Annotated in this window: 10 protein-coding genes and 1 tRNA gene; 1 reads left to right on the plus strand and 10 read right to left on the minus strand. The window is 42.8% G+C overall.

Translation table 11 applies throughout. The features are described from left to right. The 3 genes from IUZ65_RS18685 to IUZ65_RS18695 all read right to left on the minus strand — a co-directional run bounded on the left by IUZ65_RS18685 (window position 1) and on the right by IUZ65_RS18695 (window position 5,139). On the minus strand, window positions 1-984 hold the full coding sequence (locus tag IUZ65_RS18685) for an AAA family ATPase (protein WP_195705539.1): 984 nt from the start codon (window positions 982-984) through the stop codon (window positions 1-3). Between the two features lie 95 nt (window positions 985-1,079). Continuing rightward, window positions 1,080-3,398, minus strand: coding sequence for a multiheme c-type cytochrome (locus IUZ65_RS18690; RefSeq protein ID WP_195705540.1), 2,319 nt, complete (start codon window positions 3,396-3,398; stop codon window positions 1,080-1,082). Between the two features lie 193 nt (window positions 3,399-3,591). Further along, window positions 3,592-5,139 (minus strand): arylsulfatase, encoded by a 1,548-nt coding sequence (locus IUZ65_RS18695; RefSeq protein WP_195705541.1) that lies wholly within the window; start codon window positions 5,137-5,139, stop codon window positions 3,592-3,594. Window positions 5,140-5,485: 346 nt separating this feature from the next. Between IUZ65_RS18695 and IUZ65_RS18700 the strand changes: the two genes are divergently transcribed. Further along, on the plus strand, window positions 5,486-7,039 hold the full coding sequence (locus IUZ65_RS18700) for an arylsulfatase (RefSeq protein ID WP_195705542.1): 1,554 nt from the start codon (window positions 5,486-5,488) through the stop codon (window positions 7,037-7,039). Window positions 7,040-7,488: 449 nt separating this feature from the next. Here IUZ65_RS18700 and IUZ65_RS18705 read toward each other — a convergent pair whose 3' ends face one another. The 7 genes from IUZ65_RS18705 to IUZ65_RS18735 form a co-directional block, all read right to left on the minus strand. Further along, on the minus strand, window positions 7,489-9,273 hold the full coding sequence (locus tag IUZ65_RS18705; RefSeq protein WP_195705543.1) for an ABC transporter ATP-binding protein: 1,785 nt from the start codon (window positions 9,271-9,273) through the stop codon (window positions 7,489-7,491). Beyond that, complete coding sequence (locus IUZ65_RS18710) at window positions 9,267-11,030, minus strand: ABC transporter ATP-binding protein (RefSeq protein WP_195705544.1); 1,764 nt, start codon at window positions 11,028-11,030, stop codon at window positions 9,267-9,269. The genes IUZ65_RS18705 and IUZ65_RS18710 overlap by 7 nt, the downstream gene beginning before the upstream one ends. Next, on the minus strand, window positions 11,023-11,238 hold the full coding sequence (locus IUZ65_RS18715; protein ID WP_195705545.1) for a hypothetical protein: 216 nt from the start codon (window positions 11,236-11,238) through the stop codon (window positions 11,023-11,025). The genes IUZ65_RS18710 and IUZ65_RS18715 overlap by 8 nt, the downstream gene beginning before the upstream one ends. 105 nt (window positions 11,239-11,343) lie before the next feature. Next, entirely contained in the window at window positions 11,344-12,441 is a 1,098-nt protein-coding gene (locus IUZ65_RS18720; RefSeq protein WP_195705546.1) for a Fic family protein, read from the minus strand. Between the two features lie 280 nt (window positions 12,442-12,721). Next, window positions 12,722-12,796 (minus strand) — tRNA-Gly (locus tag IUZ65_RS18725). A 185-nt stretch (window positions 12,797-12,981) separates the two neighbouring features. Continuing rightward, window positions 12,982-21,975, minus strand: a complete 8,994-nt coding sequence (locus IUZ65_RS18730; protein ID WP_195705547.1) for a CHAT domain-containing protein — start codon at window positions 21,973-21,975, stop codon at window positions 12,982-12,984. 250 nt (window positions 21,976-22,225) lie between these two features. Then, the gene (locus tag IUZ65_RS18735; RefSeq protein WP_229638245.1) at window positions 22,226-23,515 is read right to left on the minus strand and encodes a dicarboxylate/amino acid:cation symporter; all 1,290 of its coding nucleotides are present in this window, start codon (window positions 23,513-23,515) and stop codon (window positions 22,226-22,228) included. Between the last annotated feature and the right edge of the window lie 101 nt (window positions 23,516-23,616).

Below are 23,616 nucleotides of genomic sequence, written 5' to 3' on the forward strand. Positions count from 1 at the left end.
CTACCCTATTTCAACACTATCAAGTAGTTCTTCAACCACCCGTTGATGACTGATACCGTCAGCCAGTGCATCATAAGAAAGAGAGAAGCGGTGCCCTAAAACAGTTGGAAGCATTGCGCGTACATCATCCAACGTGACATAGTCACGTCCTTGCAACCATGCATAAGCGCGCGCACACTTATCCAACGCGATCGATGCACGAGGGCTTGAGCCAATTTCGATCCATTTAGACAGGCTAGATTCTGGATAACGTTCAGGCTTACGAGTCGCTATAACCAAAGCGACAATATAGCTTTCGACAAGGTCTGAAACTGCGATGTCGGGGAGTTGGCGCCGTGCTTCGAGTACAAGTTCTGGTTCAATATGTTGTGGTGTCACTAGCGCAGAACGCGTTTCATTGCCTAACTCTTCGCTGCGCACCAAACGAATAATGTCACGCTCCGCTTCATCTTCAGGGTAGTCGACCGTCACTTTCATAATAAAACGGTCCATCTGAGCTTCTGGTAACGGGTAAGTTCCTTCTTGCTCCACAGGGTTTTGTGTCGCGAGAACCATGAACAATTCGGGAAGAATATGGGTTTTACCACCAACTGTGATGGTACCTTCCCCCATCGCTTCAAGCAGAGCGGCCTGAACCTTCGCCGGAGCACGGTTTACTTCATCCGCAAGGACGATACTGTTGAAAATAGGTCCTGGTTGAAAGTGTAACTGAGGCTTGCCATCAAGCTCTTGATACACTTCAGTTCCCGTTACGTCGGAAGGTAATAAGTCTGGCGTAAATTGGATTCGACCGAAACTTGTATTGAGCAAATTAGCCAACGATTTAACTGAACGCGTTTTCGCCGTACCAGGAAGCCCTTCTAATAATACGTGCCCATTCGTCAACAACCCTATCACCAGAGCCCGAACGACGTGACTCTGGCCAATAACACTTTTCTCTGTGTGTTCTATTAGTTGATTAATTGCTTGTTGCGCATGGTTCATAGACCTTCCCTTAATTAAATCTAGCTATGTACATCCTACTCATAAGCCCCATAACTATTAGTTATAAACACCATAGCCTAATCAGTTCTATTGGTTTATTTAAGTAAAGCTTTCAATTGGTTAACGGCCTCAGGTGGGGCAACTTTGTTCAACTTTAAAAAACACTGGTCAAACGCTTTGGATGCGCCCGGTTGAGTATGATTTCGCGCCAATACTTCACACTGCGCATACAGGTGTTGTGGATTACGACTCAAACGATAAGCTTTGTTTAGCGATTGACTCGCCGCAATGACATCGGTTTTTTCCAAGGACAAACCATAGACATACCAATACTGAGGGTTGCTTTCCGCCGTTTCAGCCGCTTGCTTTAGGTACTTTCCTGCTTGTTCATAGTCTTTGATTCTGAGCAGTGATAAACCCGCGCTGTATAACAGAACACTCGATTTTGGCTGAGCTTTGATGCCCTGTTGAAGTGTAGAAAATGCAGCTGGCTCATCGCCCAATCTGCGGTATAGATCGGCTAGGTTGGCATAGCTGTTTTCAAAATAAGGCTCGATGTCGATAGCCCCCAAATAAAACTCAATCGCTTTCTGGTGTTGGCCGAGATCTCGATACACATTACCTAGATTCGTACGGCCAAAGCCGCGATCAGCATTGAAGCGCTGTATATCGATATATTCTTCTAACGCCAGCTCAATTTGTTCCTTTTGCAATGGGTTCATTTCTCCCCAGTAACGAACTAAAGCGCCGGCCGCTTCAGAACGAATCGATAGCACCGGATCTGAAAGCAACGGTTCAAGTATCTGCCAACGGTCGCTGAACGACAAACCGAATGAACCCGCAACCACGCCAAGTCGAATCATTTCGTTCTCATGCTTAACCGCTCTCGCCAGTGAGATAAGGGTGTTCTTACCCGAGCGACCGCTTAATCGCTCAAGGCTAGAAGCGCGGATAATGTCGCTTAAACTTGAGTCCTGCGCTGAATAGGCCAATGCATCTTCTGCACCTCGATGCCCAATGGAATCAGCGTAAAAAGCGACCGAGAAATGCTGTTGATTTCTGTGTTTTGAATCCGGGAACCACTCTCCAATTTGCTTATCGGCCCATTGGTCAGTTTTATCTTCATGACAACCGGTACACACATTTGGAGTCTTAGTGTGCTGGCTGATGTCCGGACGTGGCACATGCCAACTATGATCACGCCTTGGATCCACTTCCATGTAAGTCGTTTCTGGCATGTGACAAGTTGTACACTGAGATGCCTCAGTATTCGCCTCATGAAAAGTATGCTTTTCAGATGTGTATTCGGCCCCACTGTGACATTGGCTACACACGGCCTCTTCTGCAATGTTAAGTTCTGCCGTATGGGGATCATGACAATTGGTACAAGTGACGCCTTTCTCTGCCATCACTGATTGCAAAAACGAACCATACACATAGTCCTCATCGTAAATCTGACCATCGTGATAATAAAGTTCAGGTGTAATGAGGCTTAATCGGTAACGATCCAAAAACGAACCGTTCACATGATCACCAGTTTCATTTAATTGGGTTCGACGGCTATGGCACTGAGCACAGGTTTGAACTTGATTCGTATGAACAATATCTTTAGGTTGTAGAGTCGAATTCCCTTCTTGATAGACCCACTCTTTAACCGATTGGGAAAGGTCTCGCTCAAAACCAAAATGAGACACTGTTTTAGCATCTTGTTTGGTATTTTCTGCCATTTTAACGTGCTCACTTGCCGGGCCATGACAGGCTTCACAGCCCACGTTTATCTCCGACCATTGAGTGTCGTAAACGTTATTAACACTGTCATAGTTTTTTTCAAGATTTGTCGAATGACAGTCGGCACACATGAAGTTCCAGTTTTGACCGCTATTTGTCCAGTAAAATTCGTCAGAACTAGTCGTGTCAGGATAAAGGTTGAACCAACGTTGTCCTCCTTCTGATTTTAAACGTGAGTCCCACGCAAAAGGAATCAATTGAACACGACCATCTTCAAACTCGACCATGTATTGTTGGAGTGGCTCAAAGGCAAAGGTATAACTGATTTTATAATCTTTAAACTGGCCATCCGGCCCTTCAATGTTGACCCAGAACTGATCACCTTGCTTAAAAAAACGGTTTAGCTTCCCATTATGACCCACGGTTTGGTCATTAAAATCACCCAAAACAGATTCATCTGACGCGTGTTTCATCGCCATATCATGATGGGACCCTTTCCAAGCCTCGAACTCTTCTTTGTGACAATCTATACACGCTTCAGATCCAACGTAAAAAGCATCGATTTCAACATCCGAAACTTGTTCGTTTGCTTGAACGTGGAAGCACAGCCCCCAAAATAAACCGCATAATACTGCCACTCTCTGCCGTTTTAATTTTCTCACCAGTGAGACCAACAATGCAGACATAAAATCCCTTGTTTTATACATCCTTATGCTTAATAAGGTAGACGTAAAAACAACTAAAATACAATTATTTAGTTACAGACATTCGAACTTGTGAGCTATATTCAGGGCGGTCATATACTCATAAAAAAAAGAGCTCCGAAGAGCTCTGTTCATCATAGTAGTGCTTATAACGTCCGTTCATTTATTACATCGGTTATTTGTTATGAGATTCCTGAAGTTTCTCCATTACCTGATCCAAGCTAAAGCTTGCTGCTTTTTGGCGGGGTGGATATTCAGCAAAGGTTTCTAAGAATTGTCCGACATAAGCCTGCGCTGGCACAAACATATACGCATGATCGAGTAGCCAATCATAATAAGTGTTCGACGTGATATCCGCCGTCTCGTATGGGTCCATGCGTAGGTTAAATAACTTAGGTAAACGTAAAGTTACAAACGGTTCAGACCAGATCTTCATGGTCCCTGTTGCACGTTGCTCCATGAACACGGCTTTCCAATGGTTATATCGAAGAGCCGCCAAGTCACCATCATCGGTAAAGTAAAAGATCTCTGCGCGACGACCTTTCTCTTCTTCACCCGTTAGGTAAGGTAAGAAGTTGTAGCCATCTAGGTGTACCTTGAACGTTGTATCCCCTGCTTGATGCCCTTTAAGTAGTTTCTCTTTAATTTGGTCATCACCGGCTGCCGCTACGAATGTTGGCATCCAGTCCATGTGGTGCATGATTTCATTTGAAATCGCTCCCGCTTCAATTTTCCCTGGCCAACGAACCATTGCTGGTACACGATAGGCCCCTTCCCAGTTTGTGTTCTTCTCACCACGAAATGGTGTAGTACCCGCATCTGGCCACGAGTTCATATGTGGGCCGTTATCCGTTGAATAGAAAACAATGGTGTTGTCTTTAATGCCAAGGTCATCGACTTTTTTCAATAACTCACCAACATGGTTATCATGTTCTACCATTGCATCAGCGTAATAACTGATGCCGGTTGTGCCCAGATTATCTTCTTTTACGTGTGTTCTGAAATGCATACGAGTCGCGTTCCACCATACGAAGAATGGTTTGTCGACTTTTACCGCGCGATCCATAAAATCAAGTGCCGCATCGAGTGTCTCTTCATCGACGGTTTCCATACGCTTACGAGTCAATGGACCGGTATCTTCTATCTTACCGTCAGCAAAAGACTTAATCACACCACGAGGACCGAATTTCTTACGAAACTCTGGATCTTTTGGATAGTCGATGTTTTCAGGCTCTTCTTCTGCATTTAGGTGGTAAAGGTTACCAAAAAATTCGTCAAAACCGTGTGCCGTCGGTAGAAACTCATCTTTATCACCTAGATGGTTCTTACCAAACTGTCCTGTCATATACCCCATAGGTTTTAGCATCTCTGCTATCGTGGCGTCTTCTGCTTGCAAGCCAATATCAGCACCTGGCAAACCTACTTTACTTAAACCTGTTCTTAATACACTTTGACCCGTAATAAAAGTAGAGCGACCCGCGGTACATGATTGCTCTGCGTAATAATCGGTAAACATCATCCCTTCTTTCGCAATGCTATCGATATTCGGGGTTCGATAACCCATCAAACCAAAGGTGTATGCACTCACATTGGATTGACCAATATCATCACCCCAAATGACCAATATATTCGGCTTTTCTGCTGCAAGGCTAGCGCTGGAAGCAGCCATCATTGCTGTACCCAAAATCGCTAATCGACGTTTTACACCATATTTCGCTGTCATAAAAACCTCTCCGTAAGTTATTTGCATCCTGCCCTACAACATATAGTTCATTTTTTACACAATCGCGACATTCACTAACCTATTAACCTTTTTGTCATTTTCATCAGGGTATAAAGATTGAACTTATCAACAATTTTTACGACAGAAAATATGATAAAGATCACGCATACTATTCAAATCTTCATTCCATGAAAAATTTAACTTCAGTTTAATCAATACGTTAACTTAACTTCATAACAATTGGTTATATACACTATAAAAGGACGTAACCGAAATTTGAGAATAACATTTACTTATCGATGTGTTGTTCTAACACATTAATCTTAAAAGCAAATCGGAGTCCTTTATGGGTACTAAAATTAATAAACTAGCATTAGGTGTTGGCTTATTAGCCGCTTCTTCGGCAGTGACCGCGGCTGAGAAACCAAACATTCTTGCGATCTGGGGTGATGACATAGGTGTATTCAACATCAGTGCATACAACAACGGAATGATGGGATATCAGACACCAAACATAGACCGTATCGCTAAGGAAGGGGCATTATTTACTGACCATTACGGTCAACAATCGTGTACTGCTGGTCGTGCTGCATTCCTAACAGGTCAAGAGCCATTCCGAACAGGTCTACTGACAATTGGCATGCCGGGTTCAGACCACGGTATCCCTGATTGGGCTCCAACCATTGCGGATCTTCTTAAGGAGCAGGGCTACATGACCGCTCAATTCGGTAAAAACCACATGGGAGATCAAGACAAGCACCTTCCTACAAACCACGGTTTTGATCAGTTCTTCGGTAACCTGTACCACCTCAATGCAGAAGAAGAACCAGAGACATACTATTATCCTAAAGATCCAGAATTCCGTAAGAACTTTGGCCCTCGTGGTGTAATCAAATCGACTGCCGATGGCAAGATTGAAGACACGGGCCCTATGACGCGTAAGCGTATGGAACATGCTGATGAGGAGTTCTTAGAAGAGTCTCTAGCTTTCATGGAAAAAGCCGTTAAAGCTGACAAGCCTTTTTTCATCTGGCATAACACAACTCGTATGCACGTTTGGACTCGGTTACAAGAAAAATACCAAGGTAAATCAGGTATCAGCATCTACGCTGACGGCATGTTAGAGCATGACGACCATGTAGGTGTGCTTTTAGACAAGCTTGATGACTTAGGCATTTCTGACAACACAATCGTGATCTACTCAACCGATAACGGTGCAGAGACCGTATCCTGGCCTGATGGTGGTGCAACTTACTTCCATGGTGAGAAAGGTACGACTTACGAAGGTGGTATGCGTGTTCCTCAGCTAGTTCGTTGGCCCGGTACTATCAAACCAGGAACCAAAATCAACGACATCATGAGTCACCAAGATTGGGTCCCTACGCTATTAGCAGCCGCTGGTGACGATAAAGTCGTGGAAAAACTGGCTTCAGATAAAGGGGCAACTTACAACGGGAAAAACTGGCGTGTTCATCTAGATGGTCATAACTTCCTACCTTTCTTACAAGGTAAAGAGGAAAAAAGCCCTCGTGACAGCATGCTTTACTTCTCTGCAAATGCTGAGCTAAATGCAGTTCGTTGGAATGACTTCAAGATTTCATTCGCAGTAATGGATGGTAACATAGTTGATGCAGTTCGCTTCCAGCCAAACTGGCCTCAAGTTGTTCATCTACGTGCAGACCCGTTCGAAAAAGCACCACACGAATCTGGCATGTACCTACGTTGGATGGCAGACAACATGTGGTTATTCGTACCAGTAGGCAGTAAAGTTCAAGAGTTCATGAATACCCTACCTGACTACCCAATGCAAAACAGCCAAGTATTGAATCCAGGTAACTTCAACCAGAACTCGTACATGCTACAAGGCAAAATTAAACAACTTGAAGCCGCGACTCAGTAAACTAATTCATATATGAAGTTAACTAAAAGACTAAACTGATAGTAAAACCGTGAGTACTAAATAAACCTCACGGTTTTTTCGTAAAGACAGAATCTTTTATAACCGCCAAACGTGATATTGCCCGGTAGTAAATGGGGAGAAGAGCGAAGTAGTCAGAGTTATAACTTACTTAAATATGACAATTGGTTATCAATAGATTATTGCATAATTGATAAAACTGGCGCTAAGTTGACCGTGCCGAAAGGAGATCTTCTACATCCCAAAAACTCAGGCCAAAACGTTAATACAACCACATAGAGTATTGGATGATATCAGAGCGGAATCTATATCTTTTGTATATGCTCATATGGAAATACAGCCACAACATCGGTTAACTTTCAAAGCGTTGGGATGTACATTATTGATAAATTTATAGTAACGGCCACTACATTAATTAGATTGCGATTCAATTAATTTTCGGCCACCTTCAGCACTGGCGCTTGCAAGATAGATTTGTTTAACAAACCAGCGTAAATACCGTTGTGAGCAACCAGTTCCTGATGTTTACCCCTTTCAACGATTTCACCTTGTTCTAGCACTAATATCATATCGGAGTGACGCACTGTGCTTAAACGGTGCGCAATAGCGATCACCGTTTTTTCTTTAAACAGACGCTGCATTGCTTTCTGGATCAAATCTTCCGTTATGGAATCAATAGAACTCGTCGCTTCGTCCAACATCATTACTTGCCCACTTTGTGCAATAGAACGAGCAAAAGAAATCAACTGAGTCTGTCCGACTGAGAGATTTGAAGCATTTTTGTCCAAACAGAAATCATAGCCGTTAGGCAATTCATCAATAAATTTGTCCGCATAAACATAACGTGACGCCTGCTCTACTTGTTCACGTTGTATTTCTTTTTTCCCCAAAGCAATATTGAAATGCACACTCTCTTCAAACAGGTGAACATCCTGCATCATCATCGAGAATAGATGCGTAGAATCTTCAATCGAAATTTGAGAAAACTCGATACCATTTAACAGAATACTGCCGTCATAATCTTGATATGTTTTTGATATCAACCGTAGAATGGTCGACTTACCTGAACCGGTTGAACCAACTAATGCTATCTGATGCCCCTTTTCCAATAAAAAGGACACATTTTTTAACACATAAGGTAATTTGTCGTTGTAACGAAAACTGACATTTTTGAACTCAAGACTGACAAAATTAGTTAATTGTTTTTCAACCTTATGTGTCGGTTGCAAATCACGCCCTTCTTCTTCCGTCGCTTCGACAAAGAGCTCTTCAATGTGGTCAAAAGCGGCAAATGAGCTCTGAATAGACGCAATTTGTGATGTAAAATCCCTGATTGGAACAAATACTTTTTCTAGTGTGTTAATAAATGCAATCAATACACCCAATGTGAGCGCTTCTTGAATGACCTGCCCTGAACCATACCAGATCATCAGCGCTATGGTGATAGAGGTAACGCCGGAAATAAAGGCAAACAAAATAGCATCATATTTATTAACCTTCTTTTGAGCTTTTAACAACTCATCGGTATAACCTTTGTACCTGTCCTCTACCTCTTCTTCGGCGCGATATAACTGAATGGTTTTCACACCGAGTAAAACTTCCTGTAAAAAACCGATACTACGTGCCAACGTTGAACGTGTAACTTGATAAAGCGCTCGAAGCCGGTTGCGAACATAGAAAGTTAGATACATTACAGGAGGCATAATGACCAATACAATCAGTGTCAACTGCCAATCAATAAGTAGCATCATCACCAATAGAGCGATGGTATTGATGGTGTCTTTCACCAGCCCAACAATGGATTGAATAAAAGTCTCGCCGATAGTTTCCAAATCACTCGTTAAGCGAGAGAGGGTTACTCCGATCGGTGTATTATCAAAATAGCGGCGTGGCAACTTAAGTACGCGATCAACAAGCACCGAACGCATATCTGTAATGGTGTACTGTCCCGCTTTACGCAAGTTGTATGAATACGTTGTATCAACAACATAGCTAGCAATTAGTACCAAAAGCAAATAAACAGTATGTAACAACAGTCCATCGATATTTCTCTGAGATAGATGAACATCAATGACTTGGATAATGAGCCAGGGAAACAATAGACTGGTGATAACAGAAAGAGGGAGCATGGTAATGCCAAGCAATATGGAGCGTTTATATTTTTTAGCAAAAGTAAAAAAGTGCTTTAAATATTGAACATCGATGCTCTTTAACATACTGCCGCCTCCGTTTCATTCTGTTGCAGATTCCAAGTTTCAAAGTAATAAGGACAAGTCTGGATCAGAGCGGCGTGATTACCTTTGGCGATAATCTTACCCTCATTGAGCACGATAATTTCATCCATATATTCGAGTGCGTTAACACGGTGAGAGACAACAAGTACAGACTGGTTATCCAACCGTTCAAACAACCCTTCTAGAATTTTTCGTTCAGTTTCGTAATCCACAGCAGACAATACATTGTCCATGATAATCACATCACAAGGTTCAAGCAGAGCACGAGCAATACTCAAGCGTTGCTTTTGACCGCCAGACAGCATAATCCCCTTCTCACCAACCAGAGTTTGGTCGCCTTTTTCAAAACGGTAAACATCATTAGCCAACTGACTCAGTTCTAGGACTTCATCAACCTGAGCTTTCGCTATATCTGCATCACGACTACCAAAGCGAATATTCTCTTCTACAGTTGCGGAAAATAAATATGGGTCTTGGGTCACCGTTTTAATATAACGACGTAAATCGCTACGGGAAAATGTTGTCACGTCCTTATCGGCAAGAAACACTGTGCCCTCAGGCACATCAAGATGGTGGTTCAGACAGTTCACCAATGTTGTTTTACCTGACCCGATACTGCCCAGTACGCCTATTTTTTTACCGACTGGAATATCGAAGCTGATGTTATCTAAAATTAGTCGCGTCTCCCCCTGATAACTGAAGCTCAAATTTCTAATCGAGAGTGTTTTAGCCTTCAATTTTTCAACTTCCGCTAGTGGTAGCTCTACCAAATCTTTTTGTGGAACTTCAGCATTTAGAATTGTCTGTACACTGTGAATGGCAACCATACCTCGCTGATAAATAGTGGCTATACGACCTAATTGCATTAACGGCATAGCGAGTAACACTGAATAGGTAAGAAAAGCGGTAATTTCACCAAGAGTAAGCTGCTGATTCATCAACATATAGCCACCAATGCCAAGAATCATAATTTTCATAAAGTCATTGGCGTAATCCAACACTGGCATAAAAAACACCTGAACGCGTGTGATCTGAATCCGGCAGCGAAGTAAATTCTGGTTAAGGTTTTCAATTTCATCCTTCACCCAAGGAGACATTTTCTCGCTCTTAATTAAATCAATACCCGTTAAATAACTCATTAATTGTGCGGAAAGATTTTGCAAGCGACGCATATGTTCCATATGAAGATCTTTCATGCGTTTAAAGCCAATACGAAAAATCACGAACGCAATAACAATAGGGATAATCGAATAGAGCGTTAACTCTGGTGAGATACGCCACATCCATAACGGTGTTAACGAAAGCGCAAGCAAAGCATTAAAAAACTGCAGAAAACCGAGCCCAAACAGTAGACGAACACCGCTAAGGTCATTGTTGATGATTGAGATAAGTCTGCCTGATGCAAATTTTTGATGAAAACTATTTGGCAGACGATTCAGTTTTTTCAACAGAATATTTTTTAGTGCGGCCTCAGTTATACGACCAGGATTTAACGCATAGATACGTGAAAAAATTCGAACTACGGTCATAGACACAGCCATCACAACAACAATACCCACATAGGTTTGAAGCTCTTGATGGTCAGCCGGAGATGCACTGTCAATCAGATCAATCGCCAATTGAATATAACGAGGAATTTCTACTTGGAGCCAATTGACGAGAAAAATCAATACGATTGCAATCATATACGACGTACGATTCATACGCAGGAAATGCGCGATAAACTGTTTTTTAGTCATGTGACTCTTTCTTTTGGGGAGGTTCAATGCCGTACTGTTCGATGCAAGCTTTGACAATACAATGACGAGGTTCGTCTATATCTTCTAATGCATCCAATAACCACTCAGGTAGGCGCACTGGCCGCGTTTTCACACCTGGTTTACGACCACAGCCCGGCCTAAAACCACCTCGATTACTGCAATGATACTTTTCAGAGTTATTTTTCAAGCTAAATCCAGATTCGTTGCATTTTGATAAGTGTACACCTATCAAAATAAAATAGCATCGGTTAACTTGACAGTACCCCAGTGATTCTAAAATTACTCTAGTTCACTACTTCGATAGCAGATACCGGGTGCTGCGCCCCACACCTAATTTGACCAGGCAGTTATACTCAACCAGTGCTGTCAAATGACGTGTAGCTGTTGGCTTACTCACCTTTGTAACTTTGTGGTATTGGGATGTGCTAATTCCGTCAGCAAAATCTCCATCCAGCATTCGATTGAGCACTTTGACTTGCGCTTGAACCAATTTAGTTTGGTCAATATTACGCCAAAAATTACTTTTAAAAACTGTTTGATCAATCTCCTTTAACACTCCATCGAATGTTTTATTTAGTATTTCGAAAAACCAAACTAGCCAAGCAGTAATATCAACATCACCTGTCTGGGTTTTCTCAAGTATTTCATAGTAGCTCTTTCGATTCGCTAAGATACACACAGACATAGCGTAGAATCGTACTGATTGCTGCTCTGCTTGCGCCAAGGCCAAATCGGTCAATAAACGAGTGATACGCCCATTTCCATCATCTAACGGATGTAGCGTGACGAACCATAGATGGGTGATTGCCGCTCTTAGCAGTGGATCTAATGACGTGTCACCTTTTGATTCATTAAACCACTGAATAAAGTACGCCAACTCTGTATCAAGTATGTCACGGCCAGGGGCCTCAAAGTGAACAATTGGCCTGTCAATTCGACCAGATACGACTTGCATTGGTGCATCCCCCCGTAGTTGTCCACCAATTACAGGGTTGAACATTGTGTACCCTTCAGGAAATAGCCTATCGTGCCAATGCAAAATCCTTTCAAGTTTTAAATCTGTGTCTAAATTCTCAACAGCATCGAGCATAATTTCAGCCAGCCCATCTGTTTGCTCAGTAGTCGTGAAAGGATGCTCTTCCGACATCCCTAGCTTATTAGCTAATGAGGAGCGTACCGAGAACGCATTCAGCTTTTCACCTTCAATTGCACTCGAGTGAACAATATTTGCCAGCAGGGTGTCTAGCATACTCGTTTTTTCATCTTGAGAATGAACGGACATTTTTCCTAATAAGATGCCTTGGTTTAATCGAGTCTTTCTAATCACTGGCTCTACGAGAGAATTATCCCAGTTAAAGTTGGGCCAACTTTCCTGCTGCCAGATCCACATGTTAGTTCCTTGATTTGAAAATATGCACAATACGAATCACATTATGATGCGTATTTAACAGTAATTCAAATCACAACATGATCTAAAAAGACCTCAATTCGAATCACAAAGCCCTAATTCAAGTGTTATAGAAGGGACCCATCTAGAAATACTGCCATAGCATTGGTTAACTTGAATGTACCTCTCGGAGGACCATTAGTTAACTTCCAGACACACAAAAACCCACAACAAAGTGGTTAATTTTCAAAGGGTTGGGATTGGTATAACAGAAGGGATAACTTGGAGCGTGCAGTGGGAATCGAACCCACATCATCAGCTTGGAAGGCTGAGGTAATAGCCATTATACGATGCACGCACATCGTTGAGGGGGTTATAATGCCACAGCGAACAGAAAATGGAAGCCCAAACCACGATAAATTCAATAAAACTCAATCGGTTGCTTTAATTTTAAACAAAGCGATTGATTTGGCATCATGTAAGGGCATGATATCAACTGGTATTGGGGTAGTACATTCCGTCAGGCTGTCTCTTTCTCGAGTATCAAGGCTTACCAAACACGCTAAAGCTTGCCCACGCAGACGGATTGGCTAAAGCGCCACCACGGCTAATCATTGCTCGTTGTGCATTTGCCATAGCCGCAAACAGGTTGATCTCTGGGTCTTGAATTTCTTTGTAGAAGATCTGCATCAATTCTGACGTTGCCTCATCGTTCACTTGCCAGTAGCTCGCCACAATAGAAGGCACTTTGGCATGGGCAAAAGCCCTTGCCAAGGAAGCGTACTCAAGCCCTTTGGTACCAATACCCGATTCGCATGCAGACAATACAACGATGTCAGTTTCAGACAAATCCATTACAGAAATATCGATAACACCCAGTTGTTCGTCATTCGCCATAATAAGGTAGCTGTCAGCTGCGCTTTCAGAGTCCAGTATCCCATGAGTAGCAAAATGAATCACTCTGCTGTCCATGGATATCTCTTCTAAACCCTCTAAGCTTGCTCCATCTCCTTGCAACACCACCGCATTATCTTTGTAGAGTGACGCTATGTTCTCTACCTCTTGTTTCGCTCCCGGGAGAGACCCATCTGGGTCAGCAATAAATAACGCCGTATCGCTCAACGACGCTTCGTCATTCATGACCAGATTGAAATGATAAAGTGACGGCAGTACTCCGATATTGTATTTCTCTATTGCATACTCTAGGGTAGGTTCCTGAGTTTTAATTAGGGAACCAAAAGGCAGATAATTTAGCTTACCAACTGGCGTGACGTAGACTTGGTCCTTGCCTTTCATGTCGGCTTCTACCGGTCTTAACAGTTTGTCGTAAAGCCAAGCCAAACTCTGATTTACATCCGTACTCGTTTTCAGTGCGGATTTTATAAAGCCTCTTTGCTTAACAAGAACCTCAATATTGGTCGCCACATTTGTCGTATCAAGCGTAAAGGCTCCCTGACGCAAACCGATAATGGCATTATCTACATGGCGGTTTAGTTCTTGGTCCGACACATCAATTTCGATGATACGAACACCCTCTTGTGTAACCACTTGCGTCAGCAACTTATCCGGCGACGGTATAAACTGAAGCAGCACTTGGTTTTCATCCAAACGCTCATGCATTGAACCAATTTCACGAGGATCAAGCCGAAGCATTTGGAAAAGCGCTGGATGATCTCGCTCTAAGTTTGCGAGTAATCGTTGCCTTTTTCGTTGCTCTTTTTTGATGCTTTTTTGCAGTTTTTTCTTATCAACAGAGGTAAATTCACTGTCCGCGGTTTTGGTCTCTGTTGTGGTCGGTTCTGCCCTCAATGTATCTTCTTCTAGCTGATTCTCTAATTGTTCGAGACGAGCTTGTAATTTCTGATAATCGGCAATCAACTCGCCCTGCTCACTGCCTTCTGGAATGTTATCGAGAAAGAGGTGATTCAGCTCGCCTTGTATCTCATTATTTTGACTAACAAAAGCCTGTTGTCCACGGTTATGGTCGCTAAGAAGCGAGGCTAAGTTACCCGCTTTGTATAGCAACACGCCTCTGTCCGTTCCAACAAAAACTCTCCCTTTGTCATCAATAGAGATGGCGTGGATCACCCGTGCGCCGTACTGACCCAATTTTTGGTCATCCGGCAGCAATTGGTTCAATCTATCTGGATATAGCCATTGGCCTTGATAGTAAATGACGACACCAGCAGCCGAAGGAAATAACCACGCTTTATCGTTAGGTAATTTGGCGCCCGCTCCGCCCAAGTAGAGCATTTTGATCTGTTCCGACATTTCTTTATAGCTAACGTCACCTGCGCTTCTGTAAGAAGACCAATCTCCTTCTCTATCCAGAGCAAAACTGCCTGTTGTAGAGATGATGGCCGTATTATCGCTGATCGGCGTATAGGCGGTTGCAAACCACGTTGGTTTCTCTTTTAGACTCACTCGCGTAAAGCCGGATTCGGTTAACTCTAAAAGCCCACCCGCTAAGCTAACGCCTTTATAATTCAAATGCCCTTCATCGGAAGCGACCACATAAAGTGTACCTCGAACATCCCTGAATACACGCGCCAACATATTGCTCCGAGCTGGGAATGCAACAGGGTCGACATAGTAATTGAATCGCGCCAATGTACCGTCTTGCCAGTGGAAAAGGTCCGCGCCAGCCGCAACCCAAATCGAATCGTCCTTGTCCACATAAATATCGGCGATACGACCAGACTCATCATCGCTTGATGCAGTGAATAGCTCCTCGTATTCTTCCGTAAGACTATTCACTCTTATTACCCTACTTCCTGAGTGAGTAATCATGTTGCCAGCGCTATCACGCCTTAAAATCCGAGCATTTAAACTGGCAAAATAGTCGTATTCGAGCTGACTATCGTCACCTTCATAGAAGGCCATGATGTCGCGCCCGTTGGCCGCAAAAGTCCTGCCCATTTCGGGAATATAGAGTAAGTCACGCACCTTTCCCACGTTGTTAAATCGTTGGCTTCTCGACGGCGTAAATTGATAAACCGCTTCCTCTGTAACGAGCGTCCAATCTTGCTGCGAAGAAACCACAGCCAATGGGCCAATATCTAATCCGCCTCTTAATTCTTCGTAGGGTAATGACAACATGTTGAAACTATCTTGATGCCAGATCGCCATTCCTTGATCGGTCAACACCACAGGCTTTCTACCCAGAGTTGGGATCTCAAGCCATTGTAAGCCATGAATCTTTTTGCTCATTGGTAGTAGCGATTTGTCAGCGATGATCGACGCCTCTTCAAACTGGCCTCGTTTGTATCGCGCCTGAGTTAAAACCGAGCCATTCCACCACCATAGTTGGCCTTTATTTTGCTGCCAAAGAAAATGCTCCACACCATTCGCCAGCATCTTTTCTGCTTTCTCTTCTCCGGGTTGACTGTTGTTGCCCTGCAACAAGGCAAGGGAGCCTGCGGAGTGAACCAACCAGTTTCCATCCGGTAGCCTTTGAAATTCGTCTATCTGGGATGAATATTCCGCCTCAAAAACGGCCATGTGATCGGTGCGTTCAATACTGAAGATCTGATTTTTAATCGCAACCCAAATGGTATTGGCACTTGTTTGGATATGAGCGACAGAAGCGTCAGGCATACCATCATTTACCCCACTCCAACGCCTTACCGCGTCCTCTTTTTCAACGGCAAATAAGCCGCCATTTGTCGCAACCCAAATTACGCCATCTGCCGACACTTTAAGGTCATTAATGTGGGTACGAGGAGAGGCATCTGGTTGCTCTCCTGTTCGAATAAATTTTTGGGCTATGCCATCATAGACAAACCAACTCCAATAATGATGTCTACGAAGCAGCAAACCTTGAGATGTGCCTAGCAGAACGTCACCATTTTCTAGAGAAACCATACTGGAAATATCAGAGGCATCGGAAGGTACATTCAATAACTTAGGTAATGTTTCTCGATACCAATATCCTGAATTACTCAGCGCGTTTTCTTCCATCCAATTTTGTGTTTTTAGTTCAGTAACCTTGATATTACTCAGCGTTTCATTAAGGCCACCCAACTCACTTTCTTTGCCATGGTTTGCCAGCATCCAAAGCTTCATCTGCTGACTTAATTGATAATCACTCTTGGGGACACCGTATGGTCGGATTTTATTCTTGAGTTTATGCCATAAAACAATCGCTTCACCAGTATCCACGTTTGTATTCCCAGTATCGACGGAGGCTTGAAAGATACCTTCCATTAAACTCGTTATTTCATCAACATTATCTTGGTTTAAATCGCTGTGTTCAAATAGATACAACGCATAGTCGAGTGCGGCTTTTCTTTCTTGCTCAGAATCACTCGGCGTTTCTTGGTATCGGTTATACAACTGCTCTTGCATTTCGTCCTGAACACTAATGTCAGGCAGTTCAAAATTGTTCGCGGCATCACCTAGCGATTTTGTTAATGAAGTGAGTTTTTGAAACGATTGAGTAATATTCAAGGCTAAATTATTACCTTCACCTACACTGTTTACATTCAGGATTTCATTATTATCGTCATAGGTAATGGTCAGTTTTCCTGACCCTAATAGCTCAATTTCAATTGGCTTCCCTTGTTGATTGTATTGAAGCTGCAACGAGGCAACAGATGATATCATTTTGATTATGTTTTCATGAACATCATAATGAAGGCTTACCGCCTCACCAGATGAATCTTCAACTTGGGTTAGGCTACCATTTTTGTTGTATTCCGCCTTGATGAACGTTGCCCCACGTCCAAGAAAAACCATCTTGCCTTTTGTTGCATCGTCTCGACGAACAAGCACTTCACCACTAGGTAATATGATCTCGACTTCCGGTTGGTCTCCTTCAAATAGATATCGGACCTGATTTCCTTCTTCTTCTAATGCCGATTCCCTCGCCGTTTCAAACCAGCCAATATAGCGCAATGAATTTGAAATAGCGGTGTCGTGTCGATAACCAAGGAACCCAGCTAAGTTATCTCCCAGATCACTGAGTGCTTTTTCTTCCCATTTTTTATTAAGAAAAACACCTCGTTGTTTCGCATCTTCAATAACCTGCAATGCAATAACCGCGGAACCCTGTCCCCAATAAAGCGCACGATTAACAAACGATGAAATATGTGACGCACTATAGGGGTTTCGCTGGATCATACGATAACCATAACCGTATACATCTTGTGAGGTAAGTGGGTCAGAATATCTAGCCACCAGCTGATGATATATCTTGGTGCTATCTTTATTCAGTTCACTGTACTGCTTCATAACATCTGCGGCTTCTTGAATTCGGCCCATTGAATACAGTAAATCGCGTTTGTAATAGTAGTAATTACTGAGGCTTGCAAAATTATCGCGGTATTGGTCCCATTCTGACAAGTAACGATTTAGTTCATCGTTGGACAATCTGGTCTCTCGGCTCTTTTGTGCAACCAACCAAATCTTAGACAGTTGCAGTTCTAACGACTCATTCAATGTCCCTTCAACATCGGGTATCTGAGCAAGAAGTTGGCTAGCTAACTCATAGTCTTTATTGCCTGTCGCAATATCCATCCTCTTACGCAGGGCTGATGTGGCGTAAGCTGGGTTTGTTTGTAATTGTTGCCAAACCAAATCGGGTTTGTCGGACTTAGATGCGACAAAGCGCCACAAAGCGTGGTTCCATGGCTGCTCCTTCGCCCTATAAAGAAAACGCTGCTGCGCCGTTTCCGCATCATGGGCTGACACCAACGCTTGATAAAACACCTTCATAACACTGCTATTTTCAGGCCACTGATTTATCAGGTTCAGACCTTGCGAGACCGCTTCTATATATTGCTTCTTATTTAAAAAGGCCAGAATGGTTTCTTTATGTAATCCAATAGAACGAGGATAGATCTCAAGCGATTGGTTGAGCAGTCGATCATACTTTGCCGTCATTTGAGCGGATTTGTATAGTTCTAGACCTTCTAAATATAAGGCGATAGTCGGGTATGGGACTGTTACTAATGCTTGTTCAAACCGTTCAATCGCACGAGCAGTTTCCCCTATTTCACTGTAACTTTTGACGATGTTCTTCCAGTCGCTTGCATCAAAATCATCATTACCGATAAGAGGCTCTAGTGCTTTAATTGCTTGAAGATGTCTATCATCAGAGCGTTCAAGTTCGGCAAGGTAATAGCCCAAAAAAAGTGAATCTTCATCAACTAAGGCATTATAAACTTGATGCGCTTTGCCTTTATCTCCAGCGTTCAAAAAGGCCTGTCCATTATAGCGTTGCTGTCTAACCAATCGGCTCTCTTGCTCTTCGTCATACCAATTTGCCTTCAATGCATTTTGGTTTTCAACTAAGGCGTGATCCCCGGTTTTTGCGATAATTTCGACATACTTACCCCAGTTGCTGTAAAAAGGGTAACTCATCACGGCCTGTTCAAATGCCGCTTTCGCCTCCACTAAATAACCACCAGTAGTATATAAATACCCCATAGAAGTAAGGAGCCTAGCGTCGTGCGTTTTCTGATACCATTTATCTTTAAGCTCTTGTAGGTCAATTGGATTAATCGATCTCGCAGACAGTACAGCTTGCCCATATTGACTAAATAGCGTGCCTTTCAACTGCGGACTATCCACTAATTTCTGTGCTCGATCTCTAAAGGTTTCATTATTGAGCCAACTGCTACTGAAATAACGCCAACTGAATTGCCAAAAATTTGGTGAAAGCTTTATACCCGTTTCTAATACATCCCACGATTTTTTTTGCTCGTCCGCGTTAATATAAAGATCGGCAATTTCATGGACAAGCCACAGATCTTGTTCCGTTGGTTCTACCAAAAGATACTGTTCAATCGCCTCATCACGTTCACCTAAATTTGCTAGGCGTTCCGCTTCAAACCCTTTACCCATGGCGGCTTTCAGAGGGTTAGAGATTGTGAATCCTTCCTTATCTAGCGTGTTTTGGCGCGTGGCAACCGTTAACCATATGTGTCTGGCAAACGGGTGTGGCTGACCATTAAGTAGGTGCTTTTCTAGATGACTCTGTAGCGTACTCGTTTGACCCGTATTTGAGAGCCATGACCAGTACCGTATTAAATCACTGTCAAAGTAAGAATCGCCAAGGGAATAGTTAATTGATGGCTCGGCGTAGTGATCCATCATGAGATCTAAAATCGGTTGATCAGCCGCGTACATTGCAACCTCAAAACCCGTTTGTTTCTTTTGGTTTTTCTTGAGTGGGTCGAATCCTGCATTTAGAAGGTAAGCGGTCAAAGGTTCGTTGCGGTACTGTATCGCCAAATGAAACAGCGAGGTCTGTTTCTCATCGTCAAGTTTTTCTGTTATTGAAGCAACTAATTCGATATTTTTCGACAGTGCGAAAGAAGAAAGTGTCGCGTCATTAACCGCTAAACCATGCTCAAACAGCCACCAGATATTTTCTTTATCATTTTCTGCGATTAAATAATCCAGAAAGCGGTTCCCAGACATATCTTTTTGGCTGACTAAAACATCGATGGATTCACGGCTCGTTGATAGCCAATCCGTAAATGGTATGGCCTGTTTATAAGGTTCTTGATACCAACTCTGATAAACATTAGTGATAAGAAAATGCCCTTCACTATCCATTGATTGTGTATAAGCCCCTTTCGACCACAACGCATAACAAAGCGCTAGGTCACCTTGGTTATAGGCTAATCTAAGTAATCCGTTCCATTCCTTTTGGTAGCGAAACCGACCTTTTTTTAACAAAGCTTCAGCCCGTTTAGGCGCACTATTTATCATGGCAGTGAGTAGCATTACTCCAGCATTAGACCCTATTTCATTGAGATCTTTACCTTTTATAATTTGATCAAATAATGGCTGTGAGATAACCCCGACAGAATCTAAAAATAGCGGGTCTCCTAGGCTATTTTTGAATGTCGGATCAGCGCCAAGCCCCATCAACTTCAAGACCAAATCTTCGACTAACGCACCTGTTTCTTCTGGAAAATCATCAAATACACTCTCTATATGCTGCTGTGGGGATACAGAGGTAAAACGATCTAGCAATTGTAACGCGGGTTTATAGTCTTGATAGCGAATATAAACACTGACTATTTCGTCTGCATGTCCATCGTCAATAAGTTGTTGGGTGTTTTCTGTAACTTCTGCCAATGTGGCATTATATATCGCCGTCTGTTCAAGATTTAGCTCTGTATCCACCTCAAGCAATCGAGTCAACATCGGTATTTGAGTGTCGCTAGGAATAGGCTTATTGTTGGCTTGGATAATAGATAGATAAGAAAGGAATTCATCATCTTGATAAGTCGCTGGCACAAGCGAGTATAGTTTTGAGAGCATCACGTCATCTTCTTTGACCGCATATTCTAACCAAACACTGAGGCCCTCTTCTGTGTCACTGAGCAGTATTTCAAAGCCCAATAGACTCATTTCATCCGGTGTAAGATACGGCCTTAAGACTAAAAATCGTTCAACCTGTCCATCGTATAAATACTCTTCCGCGAGCTGTACTCTTAGCTTTTGAGGGCCATTTTCACCGATAGCCTTCACTATGACAGACACGACAGGGTTATCTTCATCGTATCTTGAGGCGGCATAAGGGCTATCATCGTAATGGTTCGTTGCCTGTAAATCGGCCCCTTGTTCAAGTAAAAATTGGGTAATTTCAACACGGTGAAAAATCACGGCATAATGAAGTAGGCTTGAATTGTCGGCACTTCTATATTCAAGATCTTTTTTAGTGAAATAGTGTCTAAATGCCTCTTCTTCGTTGATGCTGATCGCAAGTCTCAATCGTTCGTTCTTTAATGTGCGTATCTGATCTTGAGTTAGGTTGCTCTCTGCATTATTTAAACGCGCTTGAATATCCTGATACAGGATAAGACTGATTTCATCGCTGTCACTGTAAAGCGCAAACTCATAGGCAGTTTCATCCTCATGGGTCAATTCTAACGGGTCATAGCCTTGCTCGACCAACTGTTCAACAAGATTATTTTGTCCATAAAGAACCGCCCAATGCAGCAGTGAATACCCCTCATTTGAACGTAGTTTTGAATCCAGCCCTGCAGTTACTAATGTTTCCGCCAATAGCGGATCGGGAAATTCGTCTTCTATTGCGGTTAGGCTATCCAATACATTCCAGTTCAATGCACTGGTTTTATTAACATCATATCCTTGGTGAATTAGCCAGGAGACCAATTCGGCATTACCTGAAAGCACAGCATAATAAAGTGGCGATACACCACTCGCCGAATCGACATCAAGCTTCGCCCCCAGACTCTGCAGCAACTTGACGATATGTAGATCACCAAACTCAAGCGCAAGCATCATAACGGTTTGACCATCTTCATTCTCTGCTTCAAGATCTGCACCATAATTCGCAACCATCTCTAAGGCATCGAGGCTTTCAGAGTACAGTGCAACATGGATTGGATAGGCGCCAAACTCTTCATTGTACTCGTTTACGTCAGCACCATTTTTTATGGCTTTCTCTGCAGATAAAACACCTCCATCATATAAATCTTCAAGCCAGTTCGCATTGGCTATAGAAAGGCATAAATACGGGAGAAGCAGCAGTAGAAAAACGAAGCGTTTGGACATAACTTTTCCTTGTCATATAAAACAGGCTGGCAGTGCATCACATTCATAACACTAGAATAGATAGGTCGAACTCTCCATAGTCGTCCTAACTGATAGTATACATTACAAAATTAACAACTTAGATACAAATTAATTACAAATGCGCAAGTGACACGAAGATAAACTGGATTGGAAGATCGATTTGGCGGAGGGTATAACGTAAAAAAGCAGATTGGTCTGCACCAATCTGCTTTCTATTATAGGTAAAGGTTTACACGGTTTCTGTTTCTGAGCCTACGCTGCTCGTTTCAGCATTATAGATAGATTCGTCTAACTCGCCTTCACTTTTCGCGATCAAGACAGATACCATCATATCGCCACAAACGTTCACAGTGGTACGTGCCATATCTAGGATACGGTCGATACCAGCAACAATTGCCAATCCTTCAATAGGAAGACCAACGGTAGTTAGAACAAGCGATAACATGATAAGACCGGCACCAGGAACACCTGCTGTACCAATTGAGGCCAATGTCGAGGTCATGATAATCAACACGTAGTCAGACATTTCAAGGTCAATACCAAATGCTTGGGCAATAAACAGAGCACAAACACCTTGATAAAGCGCCGTACCATCCATGTTGATAGTGGCACCAAGTGGCAATACAAAACTTGCAACACCTTTAGAAACACCAAGCTCTTCACGACTTGCTTTCAGTGTAGCTGGAAGTGTGCCTGAACTACTTGTTGTCGTAAATGCAACAGCGGCCGGATTGGTCAAGGCCTTGACGTAACGAATAGGGCTTAGTCGACCAACAAAGCTAATTATGCCAGTGTAGAACACTAATACGTGTATAAGACTACCTAGGTACGCGACAGCGATAACCTTGATAAGCGGTAACAAGATATCAATACCATATTTACCCGCAACCCAAGCCATTAAGCCAAAGACACCATATGGTGCAAGCTTCATAACAAGTTCAGTCAGTTTGTACATGGCTTCTGCTAAGCTTTCGAAAACAGCGATAGCGGGTTTCGCTTTTTCGCCAATGAGTGTTAACGAAATGCCTAAACCGAGTGCAAATACAATGATTTGAAGGATGTTGCCGGCGGCCAAAGCTCCCACTGGATTTTTAGGGATAATGTTTAATAAAGTTTGTACCAGAGGGGGCGCATCTTTGCCCATCGTTGTTGAATCTTGTGCCACCATATTTAGCCCTTCACCCGGAGTCAAAATTGCAGCGAGTCCAAGACCAATAGTGATAGCAATTGCTGTTGTGCCTAAATAGAGAATAATCGCCTTAGCGCCAATTCGCCCCATTTTACGGGAGTCTTGCATTGAGGTAACACCGACGATCAAAGAACAAAAAATCAACGGTACAATCAGCATTTTGATTGCATTGATAAATAGCGTCCCGATGGGTTTTAATACCTCAGCATCTGGTCCCATTATCGCACCGACAATCACACCTGCAATCATGCCTATTACGATCTTTTTCCATAGTTCCATTTTACTCCAAAAGCCACCACTTGCCTGTGGTGTTGCGTCCTTTCTTTCCATAATTATTTCCCTTAATTGTCCTAATTAAATATGTTTACTGCGCACTCTATATCTCAATAGATACAGTAACCCAATCATTAGCTTGCAATCGCAATGCCAGA

The sequence above is a fragment of the Vibrio sp. VB16 genome, from assembly GCF_015594925.2.
In the GTDB taxonomy this organism is placed as follows: Bacteria; Pseudomonadota; Gammaproteobacteria; order Enterobacterales; family Vibrionaceae; genus Vibrio.